The sequence below is a fragment of the Sinobaca sp. H24 genome (assembly GCF_023845525.1).
On the sequence record NZ_JALBWT010000040.1, the window covers coordinates 23,188 to 49,566 of the forward strand.

At 47.1% G+C, this 26,379-nt stretch carries 27 protein-coding genes and 2 pseudogenes; 20 read left to right on the forward strand and 9 right to left on the reverse strand.

Annotated features, from left to right (window positions below; genetic code table 11):
• Positions 1–9 precede the first annotated feature (9 nt).
• Entirely contained in the window at positions 10–1,029 is a 1,020-nt protein-coding gene (locus MMY81_RS28590) for a peptidoglycan-binding protein (RefSeq protein WP_252315479.1), read from the reverse strand.
• A gap of 311 nt (positions 1,030–1,340) precedes the next feature.
• Between MMY81_RS28590 and MMY81_RS28595 the strand changes: the two genes are divergently transcribed.
• From MMY81_RS28595 to MMY81_RS28620, 6 genes are all read left to right on the forward strand, one after another.
• Positions 1,341–1,670, forward strand: coding sequence for a hypothetical protein (locus tag MMY81_RS28595; protein WP_252315480.1), 330 nt, complete (start codon positions 1,341–1,343; stop codon positions 1,668–1,670).
• 152 nt (positions 1,671–1,822) lie between these two features.
• Entirely contained in the window at positions 1,823–3,310 is a 1,488-nt protein-coding gene (nikA, locus tag MMY81_RS28600; protein WP_252315481.1) for a nickel ABC transporter substrate-binding protein, read from the forward strand.
• On the forward strand, positions 3,307–4,248 hold the full coding sequence (nikB, locus tag MMY81_RS28605; protein WP_252315482.1) for a nickel ABC transporter permease: 942 nt from the start codon (positions 3,307–3,309) through the stop codon (positions 4,246–4,248). Before nikA ends, nikB begins: the two co-directional genes overlap by 4 nt.
• On the forward strand, positions 4,245–5,084 hold the full coding sequence (locus tag MMY81_RS28610; RefSeq protein WP_252315483.1) for an ABC transporter permease: 840 nt from the start codon (positions 4,245–4,247) through the stop codon (positions 5,082–5,084). Before nikB ends, MMY81_RS28610 begins: the two co-directional genes overlap by 4 nt.
• The gene (locus MMY81_RS28615) at positions 5,077–5,862 is read left to right on the forward strand and encodes an ATP-binding cassette domain-containing protein (RefSeq protein ID WP_252315507.1); all 786 of its coding nucleotides are present in this window, start codon (positions 5,077–5,079) and stop codon (positions 5,860–5,862) included. The genes MMY81_RS28610 and MMY81_RS28615 overlap by 8 nt, the downstream gene beginning before the upstream one ends.
• Positions 5,859–6,653, forward strand: coding sequence for an ABC transporter ATP-binding protein (locus MMY81_RS28620; protein ID WP_252315484.1), 795 nt, complete (start codon positions 5,859–5,861; stop codon positions 6,651–6,653). Before MMY81_RS28615 ends, MMY81_RS28620 begins: the two co-directional genes overlap by 4 nt.
• A 77-nt stretch (positions 6,654–6,730) precedes the next feature.
• Here MMY81_RS28620 and MMY81_RS28625 read toward each other — a convergent pair whose 3' ends face one another.
• Positions 6,731–7,828: a 5-methyltetrahydropteroyltriglutamate--homocysteine S-methyltransferase gene (locus tag MMY81_RS28625; RefSeq protein WP_252315485.1), complete on the reverse strand. Its 1,098-nt coding sequence runs from the start codon at positions 7,826–7,828 to the stop codon at positions 6,731–6,733.
• Between the two features lie 250 nt (positions 7,829–8,078).
• On the opposite strand from MMY81_RS28625, the gene MMY81_RS28630 reads away from it, so the two are divergent.
• From MMY81_RS28630 to MMY81_RS28650, 5 genes are all read left to right on the forward strand, one after another.
• Positions 8,079–8,303 (forward strand): hypothetical protein, encoded by a 225-nt coding sequence (locus tag MMY81_RS28630; protein WP_120191326.1) that lies wholly within the window; start codon positions 8,079–8,081, stop codon positions 8,301–8,303.
• A gap of 91 nt (positions 8,304–8,394) precedes the next feature.
• Positions 8,395–10,107 (forward strand): acyl-CoA dehydrogenase family protein, encoded by a 1,713-nt coding sequence (locus MMY81_RS28635; protein WP_252315486.1) that lies wholly within the window; start codon positions 8,395–8,397, stop codon positions 10,105–10,107.
• 263 nt (positions 10,108–10,370) lie between these two features.
• Positions 10,371–11,069, forward strand: a complete 699-nt coding sequence (locus MMY81_RS28640; RefSeq protein ID WP_252315487.1) for a Na-translocating system protein MpsC family protein — start codon at positions 10,371–10,373, stop codon at positions 11,067–11,069.
• Positions 11,070–11,149: 80 nt separating this feature from the next.
• Positions 11,150–11,569, forward strand: a complete 420-nt coding sequence (locus MMY81_RS28645; RefSeq protein ID WP_252315488.1) for a gamma-glutamylcyclotransferase family protein — start codon at positions 11,150–11,152, stop codon at positions 11,567–11,569.
• Between the two features lie 47 nt (positions 11,570–11,616).
• Positions 11,617–12,783 carry an MFS transporter gene (locus MMY81_RS28650; RefSeq protein WP_252315489.1) on the forward strand — a complete coding sequence of 389 codons (1,167 nt, stop codon included), beginning with the start codon at positions 11,617–11,619 and terminating at the stop codon, positions 12,781–12,783.
• On the opposite strand, the pseudogene MMY81_RS28655 reads toward MMY81_RS28650, so the two are convergent.
• Positions 12,721–13,613: pseudogene (locus MMY81_RS28655) on the reverse strand (GGDEF domain-containing protein). The gene MMY81_RS28650 and the pseudogene MMY81_RS28655 sit on opposite strands and share 63 nt — an antisense overlap.
• 269 nt (positions 13,614–13,882) lie before the next feature.
• On the opposite strand from MMY81_RS28655, the gene MMY81_RS28660 reads away from it, so the two are divergent.
• The 7 genes from MMY81_RS28660 (at position 13,883) to MMY81_RS28690 (ending at position 18,863) form a co-directional block, all read left to right on the forward strand.
• Positions 13,883–15,214, forward strand: coding sequence for an HD domain-containing protein (locus MMY81_RS28660; RefSeq protein WP_252315491.1), 1,332 nt, complete (start codon positions 13,883–13,885; stop codon positions 15,212–15,214).
• A 66-nt stretch (positions 15,215–15,280) separates the two neighbouring features.
• Positions 15,281–15,796 (forward strand): YwgA family protein, encoded by a 516-nt coding sequence (locus tag MMY81_RS28665; protein ID WP_252315492.1) that lies wholly within the window; start codon positions 15,281–15,283, stop codon positions 15,794–15,796.
• A gap of 27 nt (positions 15,797–15,823) precedes the next feature.
• A complete protein-coding gene (locus tag MMY81_RS28670) occupies positions 15,824–16,384 on the forward strand; it encodes a YwhD family protein (RefSeq protein WP_120191334.1) in 561 nt (186 codons plus the stop codon).
• 97 nt (positions 16,385–16,481) lie between these two features.
• Positions 16,482–17,330, forward strand: coding sequence for a polyamine aminopropyltransferase (gene speE / locus MMY81_RS28675; protein ID WP_252315493.1), 849 nt, complete (start codon positions 16,482–16,484; stop codon positions 17,328–17,330).
• Positions 17,330–18,208 carry an agmatinase gene (speB, locus tag MMY81_RS28680; protein ID WP_252315494.1) on the forward strand — a complete coding sequence of 293 codons (879 nt, stop codon included), beginning with the start codon at positions 17,330–17,332 and terminating at the stop codon, positions 18,206–18,208. Before speE ends, speB begins: the two co-directional genes overlap by 1 nt.
• A 65-nt stretch (positions 18,209–18,273) precedes the next feature.
• Positions 18,274–18,549 carry a hypothetical protein gene (locus MMY81_RS28685; RefSeq protein WP_252315495.1) on the forward strand — a complete coding sequence of 92 codons (276 nt, stop codon included), beginning with the start codon at positions 18,274–18,276 and terminating at the stop codon, positions 18,547–18,549.
• Positions 18,550–18,605: 56 nt separating this feature from the next.
• Positions 18,606–18,863, forward strand: coding sequence for a hypothetical protein (locus MMY81_RS28690; RefSeq protein ID WP_252315496.1), 258 nt, complete (start codon positions 18,606–18,608; stop codon positions 18,861–18,863).
• Here MMY81_RS28690 and eutB read toward each other — a convergent pair.
• Positions 18,858–19,820: a hydroxyectoine utilization dehydratase EutB gene (gene eutB, locus MMY81_RS28695; protein WP_252315497.1), complete on the reverse strand. Its 963-nt coding sequence runs from the start codon at positions 19,818–19,820 to the stop codon at positions 18,858–18,860. The genes MMY81_RS28690 and eutB overlap by 6 nt on opposite strands.
• A gap of 104 nt (positions 19,821–19,924) precedes the next feature.
• Entirely contained in the window at positions 19,925–20,269 is a 345-nt protein-coding gene (locus MMY81_RS28700; RefSeq protein WP_252315498.1) for a YolD-like family protein, read from the reverse strand.
• Positions 20,270–20,390: 121 nt separating this feature from the next.
• Between MMY81_RS28700 and MMY81_RS28705 the strand changes: the two genes are divergently transcribed.
• On the forward strand, positions 20,391–21,251 hold the full coding sequence (locus MMY81_RS28705; RefSeq protein WP_252315499.1) for a VOC family protein: 861 nt from the start codon (positions 20,391–20,393) through the stop codon (positions 21,249–21,251).
• Positions 21,252–21,396: 145 nt separating this feature from the next.
• Positions 21,397–22,743 (forward strand): 3-phosphoshikimate 1-carboxyvinyltransferase, encoded by a 1,347-nt coding sequence (aroA, locus tag MMY81_RS28710; protein ID WP_252315500.1) that lies wholly within the window; start codon positions 21,397–21,399, stop codon positions 22,741–22,743.
• On the opposite strand, the pseudogene MMY81_RS28715 reads toward aroA, so the two are convergent.
• From MMY81_RS28715 to MMY81_RS28730, 4 genes and pseudogenes are all read right to left on the reverse strand, one after another.
• Positions 22,740–23,830: pseudogene (locus tag MMY81_RS28715) on the reverse strand (nitric oxide synthase oxygenase). The gene aroA and the pseudogene MMY81_RS28715 overlap by 4 nt on opposite strands.
• A gap of 316 nt (positions 23,831–24,146) precedes the next feature.
• Positions 24,147–24,935, reverse strand: a complete 789-nt coding sequence (locus MMY81_RS28720; RefSeq protein ID WP_252315501.1) for an alkaline phosphatase — start codon at positions 24,933–24,935, stop codon at positions 24,147–24,149.
• Between the two features lie 34 nt (positions 24,936–24,969).
• The gene (locus tag MMY81_RS28725) at positions 24,970–25,500 is read right to left on the reverse strand and encodes an alkaline phosphatase (RefSeq protein WP_252315502.1); all 531 of its coding nucleotides are present in this window, start codon (positions 25,498–25,500) and stop codon (positions 24,970–24,972) included.
• A gap of 355 nt (positions 25,501–25,855) precedes the next feature.
• On the reverse strand, positions 25,856–26,379 hold a 524-nt coding region (locus tag MMY81_RS28730), incomplete at its 5' end, for a PTS sugar transporter subunit IIA (RefSeq protein ID WP_252315503.1).

Sequence of the window (26,379 nt, forward strand, 5' to 3'; positions counted from 1 at the left end):
TTACTGTATTTAAAAAGAAATATATTTTCTAGGGTTAACAACGTTTGATTTACTGACGTTCCAGCTGCCTTCGTGAATTTCAAAATGAAGGTGAGGTCCGGAAGAACGGCCGGTGCTTCCCATAATTCCAATAGTCTGTCCTTGTCTGACACTTTGACCGGCAGAAACATTAAAAGATTTCAAGTGGGCATACAGCGTATTAAAGTGTCTGCCGCCGATTGTATGGGAGACAATCACCGTGTTGCCATAGCCTGTCATGAATCTTGCAGATGTAACCGTGCCGGAAGCAGAAGCTGCAATACTTACATTTGAACGGTTTCCCTGGGCTACGTCGATGCCGTGATGAGAAGAGCCGTTTCGTGAGCCGAATTCGGAACTGATTCTGCCGCTGGCAGGGACAATAAATCCACTGGACGCGGGAGCTGGAGCGGTAGTGCCGGAAACCTGGGTGCCATTTCCGGAAGAAGAGGCTCTTATGTTGCCTTTAAGGGCGTTGAACGTTCTTGCGCCGGCAACGCCGTCAACAGAAAGTTTAGCAGCTGATTGAAACGAACGGACCGCGCTTGTCGTACGAGCTCCAAACACCCCATCTGCCGTGCCGCTGTTAAAGCCTTTACTGTTTAACGACTGCTGCAGAGTTTTTACGTCATTTCCGCGGCTTCCCTGACGGAGTACTCTGGATAAAGTGCTGCTGCCGGCAGAAGCGGCAGGAGCTTTCGTGACATTGGACGAAGACGAGCCGGAAGCAGAAACTTTCATTTTGCTGAACGTCTGCGGCCCGGCAATGCCGTCGGCTCCAAGACCCGCACTCCTCTGATAGGATTTCAAAGCGTTACCCGTTTGGGCACCGAATATTCCATCGGCTGCGCCGGCCTGAAATCCTTTAGAGCTGAGCCATCTCTGCAGTTCGGACACGTCGGAATGCCTCATTCCCTGTCGAAGGGTCTGGTCTCCGAGAGCGGCGTCAGCCATAGTCGGGGTGAAAAGGAGAATTGCAGCGAGCATTGTTGATATGGCTATTTTCTTCATTATATCTTGCGTTACGCTGCATCATGATAGGTGTTAGTAAGAACTTCTTATGTACGCTCATGCAAAACTCAGCTTTTTAACGCAATGTTCACCTCCAGAGTATTTTTTTTGTATATTCTGAGTATAAAGGGGACTTAAGTCTTAAACAATAGGTCTGATACATATGTTATGAGAATGTAACAATGTGTGAAAAAATGGTACTTGTGTGAAATTGTGTGTAACTGTGTATAAAGGAACAAATCGTAACCACTTTGAATAGGGAATTTTCAGATAAAAAAATGCTATGATAGTAAAAAAAGGGAGGAATATTTATGGAACATCATACGCATGACAATCATTTCCACAAACACAGCCTTGCCTGCGGACATACGAAAATAAAGCACAACGGCCACGTAGACTATCTACACGGCAGCCACCTTCATCATGGACATGAAGATCATTGGGATGAGTGCAAAATAGAAGTAACAGAAGAAAACCCGGCGGAGTGTGTACAGGTTGAATCACCGTGTGATCATAATGAAGACTGCGGACATGAATTAATTCCGCATGGCGACCATTATGATTACCTGGTTGATGGCAGGCTTCACCATAAGCACAACGACCATGTGGACGATCACGGCCCTGTAGAAGTAATCGGATAACAACAGCGAAAGTCTTCCTGTTAAGCCATGGGAAGACTTTTTTGTATGAAAAATGTTCCTGCTTGACGAATAATAATGGTTACGATTTAATTAATGGGTTGTACATGATAAAATGCATTATATACATAGATAGCTGGAGAGGAGAAAGCACAGTGGAAAAATGGCCGTTTTATTTAGCTGCTTCAAGTCTTATGCTTTCTGCCTGCCAGGCTCCAGGAGCGGAGGAACAGGATGCCGATTCATCTATTACCTTTGCATTCCATTACCCTACGGAAGTTCTCAACCCGTCTGTTGATGCCAACTATACGTCCGTGCGGATGGGAATAGCGGAAACGCTTGCTTATACTGGAGAAGAGGGCATTGAGCCATGGCTTGCAGAATCATGGGAAAACACCGGAAATAATACATGGACGTTTCAAATAAAAGAAGATATTACTTTTCAGGATGGTACAGATCTGGATGCAGAAGCCGTGCAGGCTTCTCTGCAAGAGACCATAGAACAGAGTCCTGCTATGCGGGAAGCGCTCGGTATTTCTTCTATGGAAGCAGAAGGACAGGAGCTTATCATTACAACAGAAGAAATAAATCATTTTCTGCCATCAGAGCTTGTCCATCCGAATACGGCTGTGTTTAAAGAGGAAGAAGACGTTATAGGCACCGGACCTTTTGAAGTAGCATCATTCCGGGCCAATCAGGATCTCGAATTAACTCGTTACGAGGAGTATTGGGATGGAGCGGCTCAGGTCGAGGAAGCAACAGTTCTATTCAATGAGGATGCGAATTCGCGGATGGCCGCCCTTCGTTCCGGAGACGCTGACATTGTGTACAGGCCGCCTGTAGAAGAAATGGAAGCTGCAGCGGAGGAGTTTCAGGTGGATACTGTATCAAGCCTCCGGACACACCAGCTGCTCTATCAGATGGACAATCCTGCTCTTCAGGATGACAATGTTAGAGAAGCGCTTGATATTCTGATCGACCGGGAAGCGGTTGTAGAAGCAATGAACGGAGAGGCAGAAGAAGCGTTTGGACCATTTCTCGAAGATTTTTCCTTTGCAGCAAATAAAGAGAACAATGAAAACAGTATCGAAGAAGCCTCAGCTTTATTGGAAGAGGCAGGATACACTTTTGAAGATGGCAGAGCGGTAAAAGATGGAGAAGCACTCGAATTTTCATTAGTTACGTATTCCGCAAGACCTGAACTTCCGATAGCGGCGCAGATTCTGCAGGACCGGGCGGAACAGGCCGGCATAACGATTGATATACAATTAAATGAGCAGATTGATGATTATCTCCTTTCAAACGATTCCTGGGACCTGACGATCTACAGCTATGTAACCGCACCGAGGGGTGACGCCGGCTACTTTTTAAATACAGCCTTTACCCCTGACGGCGGGCTTAACTTCGGGGGACTGGAAGACCCGGAGCTCTCGGAAATCATCGACTCATTTAACGCAGAGTCGGATCCGGAAATAAGAGACAGCTATGCCGTGGAAGCGACAGAGCTCATTCTGGACAAACACTATCATTCCTTTATTGTTCATCCGTCCAACAGTGTTGCCATGCAGGAAAACATAACAGGATGGCAAACAAGCCCGAGTGAGTATTATATGCTGACAAATGAGGTCGGGGTGGAAGAATGAAAATAATCGGCAGGCACGCCGTCAGCTTTTTGCTTTTTCTATGGATCTTTTCAACTATCAGCTTTCTGCTGATTAATCTGGCGCCGGGAGATCCGGCTTCTACTATTCTCCGCGCAGAAGACGTTGCAGTCACCCAGCAGCAGCTTAATGAGGTGAGGCAGGAACTGGGAATGAACGACTCCATTTTTGAACAGTACACCGCCTGGCTCGGTAGTTTTCTTCTGCTCGACTGGGGAACATCCTATGTAACGCAGGAGCCTGCTTTTATGATGATTATGAGGGCACTGCCCGCTACGATTTATATTAGTGCAGGAGCTTTCCTGACTGCGGCAGTGATCGCGGTCCCAATAGGAGCAGCAGCGGCTCTTCACCGCGGCTCCTGGATCGATAAATCAGGCAGGCTGCTGGCCGTGACGGGGGCTTCGGTCCCCAGCTTTTTGATCGGTCTGGTATTGATCCAGCTGTTTGCAGTACAGCTGGGGTGGCTTCCAGCAATTGGAGCAGGGACGTGGTGGCATCTGCTGCTGCCTTCACTGACACTTGGAATCGGAATGGCTTCTTTTTATATCCGGCTGATTCGTTCGAGCTTTCTTGAAGCTTTGGAAGAACCTTCTCTTCGCGCGGTATCTGCACGTGGTATTTCAGAACAGAAGCTGCGCTGGAAGTATACGTTCCGGGCTGCTCTTGTTCCGGTGATTTCCGTACTCGGAGTGAGCATCAGCAGCTTAATCGGAGGCACCGTGGTGATCGAAGTTGTCTTTGGTTATCCGGGAGCCGGTTCATTAATTGTTGATTCTATTACGAGGCGTGACATTCCGGTGATTCAAGGCTATACGGTCCTGATGGCAGCGGCGGTTTCTCTCATTCAGTTAAGTAACGACCTGCTGCTGCGTTGGATCGCACCGAACCGTGGAACAGAAGGGAGAGTGTTTGAATGAAACGAACTCTTTCTTCCCGGCTGTACCTGTTATTGTTTCTTTTTGCTTTCTTTATTTTAGTTCTTTCCTGGTTTTGGCCTGTCAGCAGTTCCGCCGTATCTGTGCCGGAGCGGCTGCAGGGCCCGTCTGCTGCGCATTGGCTTGGCACTGACCAGCTTGGCCGTGATGTGCTGGCCCGGATGCTCGAGGGTGCTTCCTACACTATTGGCTTCAGTCTTCTTGCTATTGTATTAAGTGTGCTGTTGGGTGTGCCCGCCGGGATTCTCGCCGGAATGAAAGGCGGCTGGATCGACCGGTTGTTCACCCGCATTGGGGATTCGTTTCTGGCTTTTCCGGACTTTCTGCTGGCCCTGCTGCTAAGTGCCGTTCTCGGACCCGGACTTTTTAATGTAGTGATTGCTGTGGTACTTGTAAAATGGATTCAATACAGCTATCTCGTAAGAGGCATTACCAGGGAAGTTACACAGGGACAGGCTGTTCTTTTATCCATTATCAATGGAAGCTCAACGGCTGCTATTATTAAAGCGCATGTGTTTCCCGCAATCCGGAGCCATGTGTTAGTCATGTCGACGACCGATGTAGGAAAAGTAATGCTTCTTATCGCTTCACTTTCCTATATTGGTCTGGGAGCCCAGCCGCCTTCTGCGGAGTGGGGTGCCATGCTTAATGAATCGAGAGCTTATTTTACAGACTCTCCACGTCTGCTGCTTATTCCAGGAGCTGCGATTGCAGGCACAGCCCTGTTATTTCACAGTGCCGGTGATAAGTGGCGGGATAGTTTTTTAAAAGAGGAAACAGAAGCAAAGGAGGAAAAACAGTGTGCTGCAAATGGATAAATTGACCGTTGCATCAGCTTCCAATCAGCTGGTTAAACAGGTTTCCCTATCGGTTAATAAAGGAGAATGGCACGCTGTGGCGGGCCCGAGCGGAGCCGGCAAAAGCCTGACAGCCTTGTCCGTATATCCGGATCTGCTTCCTTCTGCTTTGAACATTTCTTCCGGCGCTGTCCTCTTTCAGGGGGAGGATTTGGTCCGTTCTCCCGAAAAACTGCGCCGGCATATAGTGAGCCGTCATATAGCGTATGTTTTTCAGGATGCCAGGTCTTCTTTTTTTCCGCTTCTTTCTATTTATAAGCAGTGGGAGGATATCTTGAAAGTGCAGCGCCCCGGCCTGAAAAAGAAAGAACGCCGTGAAAAAATGGAGGAAGCGCTGGACGTCGTACTGCTTCCAGCGTCGGTACTAAAGCAGTATCCGTCGGAATTGAGCGGAGGGCAGGTGCAGAGAGTGGCGTTAGCTGTTGCCTGGCTTACGAGCCCTGATTTGATTATTGCAGATGAGCCTACTTCTGCGCTTGATGTGTTAACATCGGCTCACATTATGGAGCTGTTTCAAACGCTGCAGAAAGAAAAAGGCTGTGCGATTTTAATGATTTCCCACGATTTAAGAGAAGTGCTTCGATTCGCAGACACGGTTTCGATTATGGCTGAGGGCCAAATCGTAGAAGCCGGCAGACCTGACAGCGTGTTGACAGCTCCAAAGCATGAAGTAACCCGCCGTCTCTGCCGGGCAGTACCCCTGCTCCGTTCTTCGGTTAAAAGGGAGGGGATACAGTGAACCCATTATTCGAAATGAAAGATGTTTCCTATCATTACCCGAAAACAGAAAGTGGAGTAAGGGGGATCAGCTTCAGGCTTTTTCCGGGAGAAACGATCGGTGTAGCGGGGGAAAGCGGATCCGGGAAAAGTACGCTCGTAAAATTAGCGCTGGGGCTGCTCCCGGCAGATGAAGGATCGATAACGTTAAAGGATATTTCTATTCTTGCGGCCGGCAGGAAAGAAAAGCTGCGATTCCGCAGGCAGACCCAGGCTGTCCTGCAGCATGATGTGCGCAGCTTTATCCCGGTAAAAAATATAATACACACGCTGCTGGAGCCGGTTCATAACTTACCGGAGCGGGGCAGAGCCTTGACAAACGGGAATGATAGTCAGTTTGCGGAGGAATGGATGACGCGTGTCGGCCTGGAACCGGATATGCTGAACCGCAGGCCGGAAGCATTGTCCGGAGGCCAGCAGCAGAGGGTTCATATCGCAAGAGCGCTCAGCATCAATCCTTCTTTTCTGCTTCTCGATGAGCCTACGTCCAATTTGGATACCGTCTCCCAGGCTGCTGTCCTGCATCTGCTGCAGCATGAAACCTCCGATCCGGAACGGGGAGTGATCTGTATCAGCCATGATTTAGCCGTGCTGCATCAGCTGGCAGACCGGATTCTCGTAATGAAAGACGGCAGGATCGTAGATGACTTCTATAAAAACGAGACATGGAACCAAAACCGGCACCCCTATACTAAATTGCTTGTTCAGGCAGGCGAATGGAATGGTTTGGAAGATCACGGGAAGACAGTATAGACTGTTTTCCTTATTTGTTTTGAAAAAACTAATGTAATCGAAAACCCCCGCTCCATTAGGAACGGGGGCTCTTTCTACTATTTCCAGATGTCGCTGGCGATGGCGACAACGTGCTCGAGCTTTTTCCACTGCTCGTCTTCCGTAAGGACATTGCCTTCTTCAGTAGAAGCAAATCCGCACTGAGGGCTGAGGCAGAGCTGATCGTGATTTACATACTGTGCTGCTTCTTCAACGCGCTTTTTAATATTTTCGGCTTCTTCAAGCTCTCCGCTTTTCGAAGTAATTAATCCTAATACAATTTTGACGTCATCACGGTTGATGTAGCGGAGCGGCTCAAAGCCTCCCGCCCGGTCGCTGTCGTATTCAAGAAAGAACCCGTCTACCATCACTTCTCCAAACAGGATGTCGGCTACCGGCTCATAGCCGCCGGAGGACACCCAGGTGGAGCGGAAATTACCCCGGCAGATATGCATCGTAATCGTCATGTCTTCTGGGCGTTTAGCAATCGCGTCGTTGACAGCTTTGGCATAAAGTTTCGTAAGCTCCCGGTGATCGACGCCTGCTTCTTTCATGTTTTTAATCTGCTCTTCTGAGCATAAGTAGGCCCATGATGTATCATCTAGCTGCAGGTAGCGGCAGCCTGCGTCATAAAAGGCCTGAATTGCTTTCTGATAAGCTTTTGCCAGATCTTTCATCAGCTCTTCTTTCGTGCTGTACACATCCTCATCTACTTCGGAGCGGAAATGAAGCATGTTGGGACTTGGAATCGTCATTTTAGCCATCGTATCCCCTGTAATGCTCTGCAGGTATTTCACATCATCAAGCATCGGATGGGTGGTGAAATCGAGCTTTCCCGTTACTTTAATGCCATGGGATTTCGTTTTCACTCCCTGAAACTGGATACCTTCTTTAGTTTCATATCCTTCAACACCGTCCAGCTGTTCAAGAAAATCAAAGTGCCACCAGGCCCGGCGGAACTCTCCGTCCGTGACGGCTTTGAGGCCGATTTCTTTCTGCTTCTGCACGATGCGCTTAATTTCTTTGTCTTCTACAGCATGAAGCTCTTCTGCCGACAGGGAACCGTTCTGGTGCTTCTCCCTGGCTTCTTTTACCGCTTCTGTGCGCAGAAGGCTTCCTACATGGTCATATCGAAAAGGGGCTGCTTGATTTGTCATGGTGTCTCTCCTTTTAATGGAAATTCAGATTATTCTATAAAGAATAGAATGAGCTTACCAAATAATAAATAGGAAGTAAATGGATAACAGAGGAAAGAGGTAAGAATTAAAGATATCTCATTTATATTAAAAAAATATTAAATAATATTCGAATGTTATCTTTTATTTATTTTATGTAGTAAAATAATAATGCTTAGAAATTGGAAAATATTTATAAAAGAGACCATTCCCACAGGTAAGGAGCTATTAAATGAAGTATATTGTAGATCACACGAAAAAAAACGTTCACCGGACGGCTTTCGCCAAAGATGAGTGCGGATTTCGGGAGACACCGATGGATGAGAGAGAAGGAACATACGACGAATCTTATTTAAAAAATCTGGAAAAGCAGGGCTATGTAAAGTGCGAACACTGTTTTAAGCCAAGCTTCCAGTATTTAAATTCCGTTCTGCTCGGAAAACTTTTCAAAAAATAATGAACGATTATTCATTCCCTTTAATTGTAAACGCTTTCTGATAAATAGTATAATGAAGGCATCATCAGAAAAACAATATGGAGGGAATATTATGACTACTGATCATAAAGCACAGATGCCTATTAATGCTTTTGCTGATAAAACCTTGAGCTGGGAACAAATTATGACCCCGGAAAAACTGTCAGAAGATCAAAGGGCCTGGAAAACAAAAACGGCCCGATTCGTAGAGGAGGAAGTGCGGCCTGTTCTTCCTCAAATTGAAAACCAGCAGTTCGACCCTGTATACGGACTAATGAAAAATCTTGGCTCAATGGGGCTGCTGGGGGCTTTTATTCCTGCCGAGCACGGGGGAACCGCTATAGATAAGGTAGCCTACACTGCTGTTATAGAAGAAATGGGAGGTGCACGCTCTTTTTCTGTATCCTATGGTGCGCAGGTAGGCATAGGCTCTCTTCCTATTGTTTACTATGGAACGGAAAAGCAGAAAGCGTCCTATCTTCCTAAAATTGCAGCCGGAGATATGATAGGCTCCTACGGCCTGACAGAGCCCGGTGCCGGAACGGATATTGCCGCTGTCCAGACGACGGCAGAGGCATCGGAAGACGAGTCCGTTTATACGATCTCCGGAGAAAAACAGTGGATTACCAACTCTTCTTTCGCTTCCTATTTTATTATATTTGCCAAAATCGACGGTAAAAAGCCGACCGCCTTTATCGTAGACCGGAACACAGAAGGCTTCACGGTTGGAAAAGAAGAGGACAAGATGGGAATCACCGGTTCTTCCACCTGCCCGCTGTATCTCGATAATGTAAAAGTCCCAAAAGAAGCGATTGTGGGAGAAATCGGCAAAGGTGCGCGGATCGCCCTGAGTATTTTAAATCTGGGCCGCCAGAAAATTGCAGCAAGCTGCGTCGGTGCTTCTAAACGGGCCCTGCTGCTTGCCGCGGAACATGCCCAGGAACGCCGCCAGTTCGGACATCCACTGTCTGAAAAAAAGATGATCCAGAAAAAGCTGGCAGCGATGGCGGTCTGGACATTTGCTTCCGAAAGCATGGTGTACCGCACCGCAGGAGTACTCCAGGCAGGAACAGAAGCGGCAGAGAAGGCAGGCATTCCCTTTGCCGATATACTGAAAGATTTTGCCATTGAGTGCTCGATCAATAAAATTTTCGCTTCTGAAGCATTAAGCGATATTGTTGATCACGGCGTGCAGGTGCACGGCGGCCAGGGATATATGAGAAAAAACGAAATAGAAACGCTGTATCGTGATTCACGCATTAACCGTATATTCGAAGGAACAAACGAAATTAACCGTGTGGTCGTAGCTTCGATGCTCTTTGAAATGGCAGAAAAGCTGGCGGCTGAAAAAGTAACAGAGTCCTATGAGAAAAACGGACTTGATAAAGAAAAATCCTATATGGAAAAACTGCGGGAGCTGCTGGCAGAATTAGTACAGGAAACTTCCGGCGTATTTGAAACACCGGAAGAAGAACAGGAACTGCTGGAGTGTGTGGCAGAGACAGCCAAAACCGTTTATGTGATGGAAAGCGTCTGGAGCAGGGTCCAGAAAGATCAGTCACCGGGTGAACTGATGATCAAAATGGCTGTCGTTTATATGAATGAAGCGGTAGACCGGATTCTGCCTATGCTGAAAGAGGCCGCCGACTTTTTGGAATCCGACAGCATGCTTCAAAAAGTTAAGCAGCTGGCCGCTGATAAAGCCGCTGAGACTGACCAGTCTATTGTTTATAGAAGGAAAATAGCGGAGGCTGTTATTGAGCAAAACGGCTATCCCCTCTCCTAGTAGGTAATACTGGAGAAAAAAGTTGCAGTATCGAGTAATTTTTTGTAAAATCTAGAAGAACGGAAGATAAAAAGCTAACGTTTATATAGTACTCTTATTCTAATTCTATACAACAATAAATACTGTTATACAGCTGTTTTAACCAAAGACGGAAATGAACTGGAAAATAAGCCAGGCATAAGTCGAAAAGGAGATTCTTCCTTTTCGGCTTTTTTTTGTTTAAGGAAGGCAGCGGACTATATTCGAAGAAAAGGACTGTCATCATGAATAGAAAAGAACAGGAAAAAACGATAGCCAGTTATACGGGCAGGGTGCTGCGGGAGCAGTTTGGCAAAGGGCCGGAAGCCGTTTATGTAACGGTAGCACCTCCTTATATAACTATTTATTTAAGAAATTTCCTTTCTCCATTGGAGAAAACCATTATGGAAGAAAAAAACGAACATAGTGTATATCAGCTTAGAGATAACGTCATGAAGCGTGTGCTGCCGGAGCTGCAGGCCTATATACATAAAATAACGGGAATTTACCTGAAAGATATTTATTATGACTGGGAACTGCCTAATCGATCCGGACTCATGGCAGGCACGAGCTTTACAGCTGAAGCGCTTAAAGAAAGACAGCCGGAAGGCGTGGAAGCAGATGTGCTCGAGCTTGTAGCTGCCCATACAGAAGTGAAGCCGCAGCGGACGGCCTACAAAAAGGTCAATCAGCGGACGTTTCTGGTTTACCGGGAGGAATGCCTTCTGCAGGCAGAAATGGAATTAATCCGGCTGGGATTCGGGGAAACACTGAAACAAGCCAAGAGAGAAGTAGAAAAAAAGCGCTTTTACGAATCAGAGCCTTTTCTTTCTTTATTTGATGGGAAGGTAGAAAACGTGTTTATAGACTGGAACTTTGAAAAAAATACAAGTATGATTGTAGTGGTTACAAATAATAACAGGTCCCTTTCTAGTATGGAATAAAAAGACCTGGTGCCGGACCGGTGCAGAAAAGATGAAAAACCTGTTATGATAACAGCACCATAAATAAAGGGGGAAGACCAATGACGGAACATCTTCCCGTTTTCGTTTACGGGACGCTTTGCAGCGGTCTTCATAACTATGAAAAGTATTTAAAGGGCCGGACAGAAAAAGAAGTGCCCGCCGTTACAGCCGGAAAACTTCATGCCGCAGCGCATAATCAATATCCCTGCCTGCTCAAAGAAGGAGAACTTCCTATTGCCGGGGAGCTCATGTATGTTCATTCTTCCCGGTACAAGGATGTTATGGCCCAGTTGGATCAGCTGGAAGGGTATAATGAACACGATAAAGAAAACAGCGACTATGTACGTGAAAGAATAGAAGTTGCCACGAGTGAAGGAGACTGGGTAACGGCCTATATTTATTACTGGAATCAGCCGGATGACCTGGGAGTATGGATAAAGGAAGGCAGCTGGCGGAAGTATATAGCCGCAGATGTGTAAAAAACAGATGGCCCGACGGTCGTTTTGTTTAAGGAAGCAGGGATAAAGTGGGACTAAAGCTTGCTATATTATCTATATCACTCATTACCGTTATGGCTGGAGCTGCAGTAGCTCCAGCTCTTGGTTCGATTTCAGAAGCTTTTCCAGAAGCAAATGCGACCACGATCAAATTAATTACAACACTCCATGCTTTTTTTATTATTCCTTTTTTGTTTGTCACCAGCTTTCTGGCAAAAAAATATGCAAAAAAAACGCTGTTAATCGTTGGTTTGGTTCTCTACCTGATTGCCGGAACGGCTGGAGGCTTTGCGGACAGCATTGGCTGGCTTTTAGCTACAAGAGCCCTTCTTGGGGTATCCGTAGGTCTTATTATGCCGCTCTCGACCTCCCTCGTTTCTGATTTTTTCGAGGGAGCGGAACGAACGGCTATGATGGGCAGGGTGGGTTCTTCGATTAACCTCGGGGGGATGATTTCTACTATTCTTGCCGGAGCACTCGCTGCGATAAGCTGGAGATATACATTCGGCGTCTACGGCCTGGCTCTGCTTATTTTATTATTTGTTATTCTGTTTCTGCCTTACGTTAAGCCGGAAAAACGAAATCAGGAAAAAAGAGAAGACAAACAGTCCAAACCTGCATCAATCCCTGCTTCGATATATGGGCTGGGCGGATTAATGTTTGGGCTGTTTGTTGTATTTTTCTCCATCCCCTCCAACATGGCTATTTATCTGCAGGAAAATAACATTGCCACAGCGGAAGTTGCCGGTCTTGTGATTGCGATGGGCACGCTGGGTGGATTTACTGCCGGTTTTCTTATTGGGAGAACCCAGACTTTGCTAAAAAATCTGTTTCTGCCTGTGATGCTCGGCTTAATGGGAACGGGATTTGGGCTGATTGCATTCGCTCCGTCTCTTGGGGCTATCGCTCCGGGCGTGATTATACTGGGATTTGGATTCGGCTCTATTCTGCCGACTTTGTTCGACCGGGTTTCCATCGTTGCATCCGGCCGCCAGATGGTACAGGCCATGGCAATCGTGCAGAGTTTTCTGTATCTCGGCCAGTTCGTCTCTCCGCTGGTGCTGGACGGATTAAGCACCGGCATCGGGGACGGCTCCACCCAATTTGTATACATGATGCTGTCTGTATTTCTATTAAGTCTCGGTTTTCTGCTGCTCATCAGCAGTATGGGCCGCCGTATGTTCCGAAAAAGCTGAAAGAGGGCTGTCCGGTGTTAAAACCGGATGGCGCTTTCTTTTATTTTTATACATCCCTGTATCGGCTGCTTTCAAAAGTTCCGATATGGTTCGGCCATCCCTGGGATAGCTGCTTATTCCGATGCTCACCCGGATAGAAATAGTCTCATCTTTTAAAGGAAACGGCTGGTTGAGTTCTTCGAGCAGGCGTTCCCTTGCAGAGTATGGATCGCCTGTTCTGGAAACAAAGATAAATTCATCACCGCTCAAACGGGCCATGATTTCATATTTTTTAACATATTCTGGCATCGTTCAGAAATGGCCAGCAGCAGCTCGTCGCCGGTATGGTGGCCTTTTGTATCATTGATCAGCTTAAATTGATCTAAATCAAAGAAGAATACATGCAGCGGATGCCGGGGAAATTCCTCGAGCATGCTGGTAATGGTTTTTTCCATAAATCTTCGGTTTGGCAGTCCGGTCAAGCTGTCGTGATTAGCCTGGGTAATAAAGGATTTTAACTCGGCGATCGTATGATTAATAGACTGAAATACCTGCCCGATTTCATCCTGGCTGGTAACGGCAATACGCGTATTCAGATTGCCGCGTGCAATTTCCTCCATTGTTTTCAGCACAGGCAGGGTACAGCGTGTAATAAACCAGCGGAAGACTAAATAATTAACAAATCCCACGATAAAGCCGGCGAGAATGCAGGCGGCGCTGAATAATACCATTTGATCGATTCGGGCAATGTTTGTCATGTGAATAGTAATAGGAAACATAATTCCCATCAGCAGCCCCATGCCGCAGTATACAATAAGCATGGTTTGGGAATAGCTTTTTTTAAGACTCATGGTGTCCCTCCGTACACATTATTTATAGACAATATATGTAAATTTATAGGCCTATAGTCATATAAACTATATATTGTTGTTTATTAAAAAGCAATTAATATAGTATACAACGCTTTATATGTATATTTTCGGTAAAATATTGGAAATATCAATCATAATTAAAAAATATTCCCTCTGCCTGGTCCCACTATCCAGGAATATCGTTTTGACGGCTGGATTGGTATAATAATAAGAGACGAAATGGCAAAGAAAAGAGGCGGTCCCTTACGATGGCAGAAGGAAACAGACGACTAAAGGAAGAAAAGGTCTTTAAAGATCCGGTCCACCGCTATATTCATATTCGGGATGAGCTTCTCTGGGACTTAATAGGAACAAAGGAATTTCAGCGTCTGCGCCGGGTACGTCAGCTGGGAACAACCTTTTTGACCTTCCACGGGGCAGAACATACCCGTTTTAACCATTCACTTGGCGTATATGAAATCACCAGGCGTATTGTGGAAGTGTTCGAGGGGCGTCCTTTCTGGAAAGACGAAGAACGTCTGCTTACGTTAAGCGCAGCGCTTCTTCACGATGTAGGGCACGGCCCGTTTTCCCATTCCTTTGAAAAAGTTTTCCAGACCGATCACGAATATTGGACCCGGGAAATTGTAATGGGAGATACAGAAATAAACACCGTGTTAAGACGAATGGGCAGTGATTTTCCGCAGAAGGTAGCGGAAGTGATTGAAAAAACCTATTCCAACAAACTGGTAACAAGCTTAATTTCCAGCCAGATTGATGCCGACCGGATGGACTATCTGCAGCGTGATGCATTTTATACAGGCGTCAGCTACGGACATTTCGACATGGAACGCATTCTCCGCGTCATGAGGCCTACCGAGGACCAGGCTGTGATTAAATACTCGGGTATGCACGCAGTGGAAGACTACATTATGAGCCGCTACCAGATGTACTGGCAGGTATATTTTCATCCGGTAACAAGAAGTGCAGAAGTCATATTAAGCAAAATTCTGCAGCGTGTGAAAGTGCTGTATGAAACGGACTATGCGTTTTTGTATCCGCCGGAACCTTTCACGGGATTTTTCAACGGAAAACTTTCATTAGAGCAGTATCTGGAGCTGGATGAATCTGTTACGATGTATTATTTCCAAATGTGGCAGAAAGAAGAGGATGGTATCCTGCGGGATCTCTGCCAGCGTTTTATGAACCGCCGGCTGTTTAAATACGTGGAGTTCGACCAGCATGTGCATATTAATGACTGGCTCAAGCTTCTGGAGCTGTTCAAAAAAGCCGACATGGACCCGGACTACTATTTGGTGGTGGATTCCTCCTCCGACCTGCCTTATGATTTCTACCGTCCGGGCGAGGAAGAAGAGCGTATTCCCATTCATCTGCTGATGCCCAATGACAAGCTCCGGGAACTCTCTCGGGAATCTGATGTAGTAGAGGCTATTTCCGGCAAAAAGCGGACGGATCATAAACTGTATTATCCGGAAGAATGGCTGTATACCGAAGGATTTGAAGAGGAAAAAAAGGAAATACGCTCTATTTTGAAATCATCCAAAGAAGAGACGGCTTTTTCCGGTGAAATAGAGGAATAAAATCCTCTTACATATCAGCGGGTTTAGACTGTATGATAGAACAAGAACAAAAGGGGGATTTTTTACGTGCTGCCTGATCATGCAAAAGTGATGGCTCTTATTCATGGAGCCGAGGAAATCATTGGACGGAAAAAACTGCAGAAAATCGTTTATATAAGCAAAAAAGCCAACCTGCCGCTGAGCGAAAAATATACCTTCCGCATGTATGGTCCTTATTCCGAGGAATTAACGCTGCGGGTGGAGGAACTGTGCGATCTTGGACTGGTTTCAGAGATCAAAGAAGAAAAAGCCGGGTATTATCAGTACCGATATAGGGTAACAGACCATGGGGAAGACTTTTTAGCTAAATTTCCACAGGAATGGCCGTATAATGAAGCAGAGGACATTCTTCATTATTTGAATACATGCACCTCTAAATTTCTGGAACTGGTATCAACAATGCTCTACTTTGACCACTTACCTCCGGATCAGGTGGAAGAAAAAGTTTCCACTTTAAAGAAAAGCCAGAATTACACGAGTGAAGACACGGCGAAAGCCTGGAAATGTATTGAACAAATAAAAAATCACCAAGTGCCGCACTAATACTTGGGAAAAAAGGAGCGGATAGCGTTGGATTTATTCGAAGACTATAAAAAGAAAAATAATAAGCCGAAGTCGCCAAAAAAGAGCTCCGGATTTAATATATTAAGCGGAGATTCCACAAGCGGACACGGGGGGTACGGAGTTGGTACGTTAAGCCTGGATAATATTACACCTGTGTTTATTGATCCCGCAGAAGAGACCAGCTTTATTGATATGGGAGCTCTTCACGCCCGTTCGGCAGTGGAAAAGCGTATTAAATTTTTGAAAAATAAAGAAGAAGTTCCAAACGGCAAACTCTACTGGCTCGTATGGGTGACCACCGACCATAAAGACGGCCGTCCATATTACGCAGGTGTTACTGCCTGCGAAATGACAGTGGATACAGACATCCGCCGCGGCTATAAGAGCCTGCCCGAGCATGTTAATAACATGGACCGGTCCTTAAAGCGCCGCATTATTGTAGACAAAATGGATGATAAATCCAAACAGCTGCTGGCCGAGTTCCTAAAAGATTTTGATAACGACATGTGGCATGCGTCAGAGAAGGAACTGCATGACGGATTAACAGCGTCACAAGAAAACGAATAATGCCGCACGCATATGCATCCACCTCCGCAAAAGAACGGCTGCGGCAGGGGATGTTTTTTGCAGGTACAGGCTTAGAGATAAGGGAGAAACGATAACGATGGGACTTTGGTTTACAGAAAAGCAGACAAATCATTTTGGTATTACCTTTGATATAGAAAAAACGCTCCACTCTGAGAAAACGGAATTTCAGCAGCTTGATATGGTACAGACGAAAGAATTCGGCAGAATGCTTCTGTTGGATGATATGGTAATGACGACTGAAAGAGACGAATTTGTGTATCATGAAATGATCGTTCATGTGCCGTTGTTTACCCACCCGGACCCGAAGCATGTCCTTGTGGTCGGCGGCGGAGACGGTGGAGCCATCCGTGAGATTCTCAAGCATCCTAGTGTAGAAAAAGCAACGCTTGTAGAGATCGACGGCAAAGTAATTGAGTACTCAAAACAATATCTGCCAACTATTGCCGGGTCGCTTGACGATCCGCGGGTGGAAGTAAAAACAGCCGATGGTTTTCTGCACATCGCAGAAAGCGAGCAGGCATACGATATCATTATGGTAGATTCAACCGAACCGGTAGGTCCTGCCGTGAAGCTGTTTGAAAAAGGATTTTACGAAGGAATTTCCAGAGCGCTTAAAGAAGACGGCATCCTCGTTGCCCAGACAGACAATCCGTGGTTTCAGCATGATCTCTTGAAGACCGTGTACGGAGATGTAAGCAGTATCTTCCCGGTTTCACGCGTCTACACAGCGAACATCCCGACCTATCCAAGCGGTTTATGGACGTTTACGATGGGGTCGAAAAAACATGATCCGCTGTCTGTTCCGGAGGACCGCTTTCATGATATAGATACGAAATATTACACAAGAGAGCTGCACCAGGCTTCTTTCGCACTGCCGCGCTTCGTACTGGACGGCGAAAATCCAAACAAGCAGGGAGAAAAATAATGTCATTTGATGAAGCCTATTCCGGAAAAGTATTTATTGGAAGCCGTGCTTCCTACACCGATGCGGACGTCGTGTTATTTGGAATGCCGATGGACTGGACGGTCAGCTTCCGCCCGGGTTCAAGATTCGGCCCGGGCCGGATCCGCGAAGCTTCTGTAGGGCTTGAAGAATACAGCCCTTATTTGGATAAGCATTTGGAAGACGTCCGCTATCATGACGCGGGAGATCTTCTGCTTCCGTTTGGAAATCCGCAGAAAAGCCTGGATATAATCGAAGAAACGATGGATGGATTTCTCCGTGATAACAAGTTTCCGATCGGCATTGGCGGAGAGCACCTGGTCAGCTGGCCAATTATGAAAGCGATGGCCCGAAAATATGAGGATCTGGCTGTCATTCATATCGACGCCCATACCGATCTGCGTACGGACTACGAAGGGGAGGTTCTCTCCCATTCGACGCCTATTCGTAAAGCATGTGAATGGATCGGGCCGGAGAATGTATTTTCGTTCGGCGTTCGTTCAGGGGAAAAAGAGGAGTTTTTGTATGCACGGACGTCGGGCATGAATTTTCATCCTTTTGAAGTGCATGAGCCGCTGCAGCGTATTCTGCCGGAGCTGCATCAGCGTCCGGTCTATGTCACGATTGATATTGATGTACTGGATCCGGCGTACGCCCCTGGAACAGGAACCGCAGAGGCCGGGGGGATTTCCTCCAAAGAGCTTCTGCAGGCGATTCATTCAATCGGCCACTCCGGGGCTTTCATCGTAGGGGCTGATCTGGTTGAAGTGGCACCGGTTTACGATCACGCAGAAAAAACGGCCATCGCTGCATCAAAATTTATCCGGGAGATGATTCTTGGTTTTCCTAAAGCCAGATAGGTTGAGCTTCTCTTCTTTTCTCTCTACAATGAAGGCAGATATAAACACGTGAAGGGTGAGATGCTATGGTGATTCATCGCTCATGGTCATGTAAATGGAACGAATTGACGTGCCAGCGGCTGGTCCGCTGGGAGGCATTGGAGAAAGACTACAAAGGCTTTCACGCTTTTGAGCAGCGCCTGCCTTTTTATCAGGAAGCCCGCAGGCAGAAATTCTACATTCATGAAACCGTCCGCCATATTGAACACCGGCTTCTCACCTGGCAAGAGAGGGAGAAAAAACAAAAGAGCTGCTGCGGCGCCAGAAAACCTGGCATCGTCATGCAGCGGACAGGCTGTTAAATATAGACTATGAACTGCTTCTTTATAAGCGTCTTTATGAAGGAGACCTTCCGTATGTGCTTATGTCGCCGCGGCAGATGGAGGCGTGGATCCGTAAAGAAAAAGAGTATAACCTCCAGCTCGTTCATTTAATTGAAAGCGGGGGCGGTCCGCTGCAGAGTCTTTATTTTCTGGAACAGGTGCTCAAGCCAAAGCTGTTTAAAAAGTGGATCAAGCCGTATCAGCTGCCACAAAAAAAGAAAGCAGATAAACTGGACCTGCTTTCTGTGATTCCATATGGATTTGCAGATAAAAGAGACAGCCGGGAGCTATAGGTAAGGCGCCACCGTTTCATAATGAACCGCCGGATCGATACTGTTTCCAGTAATAACGATGACTGTCGGACCGTCCGGCCGGATGGTCTTTTCAAGCAGCGCCGAGACACCCACTGCAGCACCGCCTTCTACAATAAGGCGGTGTTTTTTGTATAAAAAAGCCATAGCCCGGGCGATCGCTTCCTCCGAAACCGCGCAGCGGATGTCGGTGTAGCGCTCGATCATAGCCATAGTGTATTGATTGTCGAGTCCGATACCGCCAAGAAGACTGTCTGCTAGCGTGGGTGTTTCCTCTACCTCAACAGGATGTCCTGCTTTCAGGCTTTCCTGCATGGCGGCGCCTTTGCTGATAGTTACCCCGTGAACCTGGATGGAGGGGTCGGCTTCTTTCATGGCCAGCCCCAGTCCGGACAAAAGACCGCCTCCAGAGAGCCCCGCAATTACGGCGGATATATCCGGCAGTTCTTCCAGCAGCTCCAGGCCTATCGTGCCCTGACCTGCAATAATGAAGGGATGATCAAATGGAGGAATCAGGGTCAGTCCTTCTTTTTGAACAAGTTCAGCACTGATTTTTCCGGCTTCATCCTGGCTTTTTCCTTCTATACGAAGCTCAGCGCCGCTTTGCTGCAGCGCTTCTATTTTCGCGTGTGTGACCGTTTCTGCTACGCAGATCACAGCGCGGATGCCGTGCGCGGCGGCGGCCCTTGCAACAGCAAATCCGTGATTGCCGGTGGAAAAGGTGACCACCCCTTTTGCTTTTTGGGCGTCCGTTAGAGAAGCAATCATATGGGTGGCGCCGCGAAGCTTAAACGACCCGGAAGGCTGGAGCTGTTCGAGCTTTAAATAGACGGGCACCCCTGTAAAAGCACTTAGTTCAGAGGAATGCATTAAAGGGGTCGGGGGAAGTTCCCTTTTTATAACAGCACGCGCTTTCCATATGTCACGAAGGTTCATCATACATCTTCCTTTCTTTTCAGGCTCCCGGCTTTTGTGAGGAGCTTTCTTCAGCCTGAATCGAGAGACTTTTTTTCATGGTAGCATACAGTGGGCAGAGGGAATATTTATTTTTCAGCGATATCCACGAGAACATCGAACGAAATATAAAGGATCTCTTCTTCATTTGTTAAATGAAGAAGCCTGCGCGTTGGATGAACAGATTGACAACGTCCGGAAAATAGTTTGTATTCCCCGTCCTCCCAGTAGGAAAAGCAGTACTCCTGCGGGGTGCCGATAATCTGTTCCAGCGTCCAGGCCAGCTCTTCCAGACGCTGCTCATCAAGCAGTGGTTTTGGCAGGCGCCTGCCGGAAGCCCGGCGTTCATTCCAGGCGTCCCGATGCTCGGGAAGAATCATTCTCGAAGATTCCCATCTCATATTTGATCCCGGCGTCAGTTTGTTTTCAGTCATAACAGCCACCTCTTTCTTTCTATCATATATAAGAACGTGTGTTCTAGTAAAGAGTTATTTTTTGACTTACGAAAAGTAATGGAATAAATTTGAAGTATCTCAAGAAAAAAAGGAGCCGATTATGTCCTATCAAATACATGAAAAAACGAAAATAGGCCATGTGGAACTACTGATCTCTGATTTGGACACGTCTCTGGAATTTTATCAGGACATGCTTGGATTTGAAGTGAAAAGCAGAAAAGGAAACCGGGCAGAATTAGGAGCTCAGGGGGAAAGCAGTATTCTTTTAATACTCGAGGAAAAGCAGGGGGTACGGCCGAAACAAAAAACGAGCGGCCTTTATCATTTTGCTGTGCTGGTCCCGGACCGGGTGAGCCTTGGCTTGTCGCTCCGGCATCTGCTGGATAATAACTATCCGCTGCAGGGCGCCTCGGACCATCAGTTCAGCGAAGCAGTATATCTGGCGGATCCAGACGGCAACGGCATCGAAATATACCGTGACCGTCCGGAGCAGGAGTGGAAAAGAAATGCACACGGCGAACTTGCAGTACAGACGCTGCCGATGGATGTGGAAGGCGTCCTTCAGGAAGCATCCGGATCGGAATGGAACGGTCTACCGGCAGGAACCGTCATTGGTCATATACATCTCCACATCTCCAATTTCGAAAAGTCCGCTCATTTTTATACAGAAGTGCTCGGATTTAACACGATGATTTCCATTCCGGGAAGCGCTCTGTTTGTTTCAGCGGGGGGATACCATCATCATATTGCCGTGAACCTCTGGGCTGGAAATAATGCTCCGGCGCCTGCAGAAAATGCGGTTGGACTGATGTATTACTCGATCGTTTTTCCGAATGAAGAAGAAAAACTAAAAGCAGCTGCCCGCTTAAAGGAAGAGGGAACGCCTTTAGAAGAAGATGGAAATGGGATCAGCTTTCAGGATCCGTCCGGAATCCGGGCTAAACTTACCGCCGCTGTGTAAGCTTTAGAAAAGCAGACGCTCTTAGCCGGGCGTCTGCTTTTAAACGTGTGCATCCTTCCTGCGGGCTTTGATTTTGTGGCATAATAGGGACATGAACAAATGACAAAATCAAACTACGACTACGATAAAAGGATGGATAGATACTATGAGTACTCCTGATTTAAAAGCACGTTCGCCCTGGTCGGCGTTAAATGATGTAGATAATGTAACGATACATCCGCTGAATGGAAAAGCTGTATCGGTGGATATGACTGTACCGGGTAGTAAAAGCTTTACGAACCGGGCGCTTATTCTGGCAGCACTTGCGGAAGGAACGTCTACGCTTTCCGGCCTGCTAAAAAGTGACGATTCCTACTGGTGCCTGGATGCGCTGGAAAAGCTGGGCGTATCTTCCCGGGTTACCGGGGACACGGTGGAAATAGACGGCTGCGGCGGCAGCTGGCCGGTCAAGGAAGCGGATCTTTATATCGGGGCAGCGGGGACGATCGCACGGTTTCTGCCAGGCGCGATTGCTGCAGCTGAGGGAGGATCATATCGGATCGAAGCCAGCAGGCGGATGAGCGAACGGCCGGTCAAACCTTTAATGGAGGCGCTCGAGCAGCTGGGGGCACAGATCGAATACGAAGACAAAAAAGGATTCTACCCTCTGGTAATCAAGCCTTCCGGCCTGCACGGCGGAAACGTAAGCATATCCGGCGCCGTATCAAGCCAGTTTATCAGCGGTCTGCTTATCTCAGGGGCAAACCAGCAGAATGATCTGACGGTAAACATACCCGATCACATCGTGCAGCATGCCTATGTAAAAATTACGCTGGATTTAATGAAGGAATTTGGAGTGAATTCTGTATATAACGATGAATTGACCAAAATGACTGTTCCGGCCTCAGGCTACAAAGCCCGGGATATGGCTCTGGAAGCAGATGCTTCTACGGCGAGCTATTTTATGGCGCTTGCAGCTATTTCAGGCGGACGGGTTCGTATTAATAATCTGCCTACCGAAACGAACCAGCCGGATATCGGCATGGTGGACTTGTATGAAAAAATGGGATGCACCGTAGAAAAAGGCGAAACCTATGTAGAGATTCAGGGGCCGGAGCAGCTCAAAGGCAGCCTGGATATAAGTATGAAAGAAATGTCGGACCAGACGCTGACGATCGCTGCAATTGCTCCGTTTGCGGACGGGCCGGTTACCCTGCGGGACGTAGAGCATATCCGCCATCACGAATCGGACCGCATTCATGCGATCTGCACTGAGCTTGGGAAACTGGGAATAAAGACAGATGAGTTCGCAGACGGACTGACTGTTTATCCGGGAACGCCGAAAGGAACCCCGTTATTATCCTATGATGACCACAGGGTGGCAATGGCGCTGTCTCTTGTAGGAGCAAAGGTGCCGGACGTTACGATTGCTGATCCGGGCTGCGTATCCAAAACGTGCCCGTCCTATTTTGAACTGTTGAAAGCTGCAGGGGTAGATATTACTTACAGCTAATAGAGCCTGTCCTGATAGAAATAATTCGGCTTGTTGATATGATTGTTATATTCTTTATGAAAAATGGACGTTGTGGCAGGAGAAACCGGCGGAATCAGCCAGGTCCAGTCCCCGGTTACTTCCCTGCCGGCCTGGGCTTCTTTCTTTTCAAAACGCTCGAATTGAGAAGCGGCGGTATGGTGATCAACCATGCTGACGCCCTGCTTTTTATAGGAGTGCAGAACGGCCCGGTTCAATTCCACAAGCGCACGGTCTTTCCAGAGAGTGGACGCGAATGAAGTATTCAGGCCCGCAATCTCAGCCATTTCGGGCAGAAGATTGTAGCGGCCGGTGTCCGCCAGGTTTCTGGCGCCGACTTCCGTTCCCATATACCAGCCGTTAAACGGAGCCGCCTGATAGGTGATGCCGCCGATTTCAAGCTTCATGTCCGATACGATAGGGACGGCGTACCATTTGTATTCTTTCTCTGCAAAAGCCTCGTATTCCGGATGCTCCAAAGGGACTTCAAGAACGAGGAGGGGGGAATTGAAAACCATTTAGGTTCATTCTCACCAATACTGATTAAGATAGGGAGAACATCGAAATCTGTCGTTCGTGATCCCTGCCAGCCCAGTTCGAGGCACTTATTAGTGAAATCAATAGAATCCGGATCGCCGATTACGCCATGTTCTGTCTGGTAGCCGGCGTAGCGGATCAGCTGATAATTCCAGATACGAATAGCCGGCTGCTCAGGGGAGGCCGGCGCAAATAAAGAAATGACCGGCAGAATCCTTCCTTCATTCGTTGCGTAGCGGATGTGCCGGAACAAAGACTGGGCGATTTCTTCTTCTGTACTGTCTTTTCTGCAGTCCAGCACATGAAGTGATTCCCAGAAAAACCGTCCGATACAGCGGTTGCTGTTGCGCCAGGCAAGCTTTGCTCCAATGCGCAGTTCTTCCAGCGTATGGGTGTAGTGCCCCGTGTCGGCAATCTCCCTCTCGATCTGTTTTAAGCGCGTCTGCTGCACGCTGCTATTTTTTCCTGCTTCCATATAGGCCAGTTCAATAAATGTTTTTGCTTCTTCTGCCAGCTGTTTTTTACCCTGCATAGAGACACCTCATCGCGTAGTTTCAATATATACAGTATATGACAGAAGACGGACATATTCTAATATTACAAGCCGTATAGTGAAGAAAGGAGAACGCTGTGCTGTTTTTAGCCGTTTTTTTTACTTTATTTTTACTGCTGCTTATGGGATTGGGTACGGCAAAACTGCTGTTGTTCCGGGAGAAATCTTTTTCTCTCGGGCATTGGCTCAGTTTTTCTGCAGGAGCCTCGCTTGCTTTGAGCGTTCTTTTTACCATGTGAAAAACCCCCGTCCCGCCTGGTGTGAAAGGCGGAACGGGGGTTTTAGCTGAACGCTTTTATTGATCGATAAGGGCGCTCATTTTTTCAGGGAGTTCAGTGTTATCCAATAGTCCGGTGAATTCCTCAGATCCGGCACCGTACGCATATAATGGAACATCTGTACCAGTATGCTGGGAAGTACTCCAGCCAACGTAGGCATATTCACTTACGATAGAATTAATTTCGGAAGCACGTGTTTCTTCATCTTCAGCATTTTGAATACGTTCTGCTTCTTCATCAGTAATATCAATACCAGTGAAGGTAGACAGTACTTCTGCTGCGTTGGAGGCATCATCATTGAGCTCAGACGCCATTTTGTTTCCTGTAGCCGTTACATCGCGGAGAACGTCCGGCTTAGCCATATATTCGTCATACCCGCCAACCGTCATACCGCCTGTTTCGTGGTCACCTGCGACAACAACAAGCGTATTGCCTTCTGCTTCAGCGTAATCCACGGCTTCCTGTACAGCCATTTCAAACGCTTCGGTGTCGGTCATGGCCCAGGCTGCATCATGAGCGTGGCCGGCCCAGTCAATCTGGCTTCCTTCTACCATGAGGAAAAATCCATCTTCATCTTTTTCCAGAGACTGGATCGCCGAAGTCGTCATTTCAGAAATGCTTGGCTGCTCTTCCGGGCGTTCTAGTTCCGGAGACATTGCTTCTTCATGGAAAAGGCCTAGAATTTTTTCCTCCTCGGAAGCTTGAATATCATTAAGGTTTTCTGTATAGGTAAATCCGTCCGCTTCTGCTTTTTCTATAAGATTATCCTGCTCCTGCTCGCCGCCTTCTGATTCAGGAAGAAACATATTGCGGCCTCCGCCCATAAGGACATCAACGTTTTCAAGCAGCTGCGGAGCAATCGCCGGCTTCGTTATCGCGATCTTCTACGCTCGATCCGAAAACAGCCGGCGTGGCATGGGTAATTGTAGATGTTGCAACCAGGCCGGTGGATTTGCCGGCATCTCCTGACTTTTCAAGTATGCTGTCCGGAGAATCGCCTTCCGGTGTCATACCGATCATGCCGTTTTCTGTTTTAACTCCGCGGGCCATCGCTGTTCCGGCTGCGGCAGAATCGGTTACGAGGTTGTCGGCTGAGTCGGTTTTCATCATGCCGGTTAAAAATTCGTCCCATACAGGGGCTTCTTCGCCCTTGAAGTGGCGGTAATTTGTAGCGTAAGCTGCGTCAAAACCATCAGGGATCATATAAATGATGTTTTCTACTTCTTCCGGCTTTTCTTTCTGGGAATGAGCCGGGGCGTTTCCATTGTCATCAGGCATGCTGGCGTAGGCTCCTGTTCCGGAGGAAAGAATAATCGACGTTCCAAGTCCAAGTGCGGCAACGCTTTTAAGTCTGTGAGGAATAGATTTCATGTTTTACTGACCCCTTTTCTGATTATGTTTTACATCCTTAACTATAGACGTCGGTTGTTAAGGAAGTATAAAGCATATTTAAAGAGAGTCAGAGGGGAGGGGGACTATACTACTTTTCCAATTTTTATAGCACAAAATAGTTATGTTTATAAAAAATAATATATAAATATACACCTGCATAAACGAAGATAAGTATAAAAGGCTCTATTTATAAGAATATTCTGAAATGAAAAACAAGTACTTTGGATTCACTGTGTATGTAAAATTTGTTAATCATAGGTAAAGAAAATATCATTTATATTATGGGAATATAGAAAAAAGCATGCCTGGTTCGGGCATGCTTTTAAAAATGAAGTTATATTTCATCAAGCAGCTTATAAATCTGCTGTTTATTTTCCGCCTGGATTAACTTCTCTCTGAATTCTTCATCCATCAGTTTTCTGGACAGCATCTGAAGAATTCGTAAATGATCATCGCCGGCCCGTTCTTCCGGTACCGCAATCATAAATATTAATTTCGCATTCGTGCCGTCCATGCTGTTCCAGTCCACGCCCTGCCGGTGAATGCCAAAAGCGACCGCGGGCTTTTTCACGACGTCGGCTTTTCCGTGGGGAATAGCTACATTCATACCGAGCCCGGTAGAGCCCTGCGCTTCCCGGTCCAGAATAACCTGTTTGAATGCCTTATTATCAGTAAGAACATCATTACCGGAAAGGGTGCGGATCATTTCATCCATTACGTCTTCCCGGGAATCGGCAGTCAATTCGGGGATAATCAGATCTCTTGAAACAAGGTCGGTCAGCTTATTGAATGTTGTTTCCTGCTGCTGACTGCTTTCCGGACGCGGTGAAGCATCGCCGCTGGTTACAAGCGGTTCTC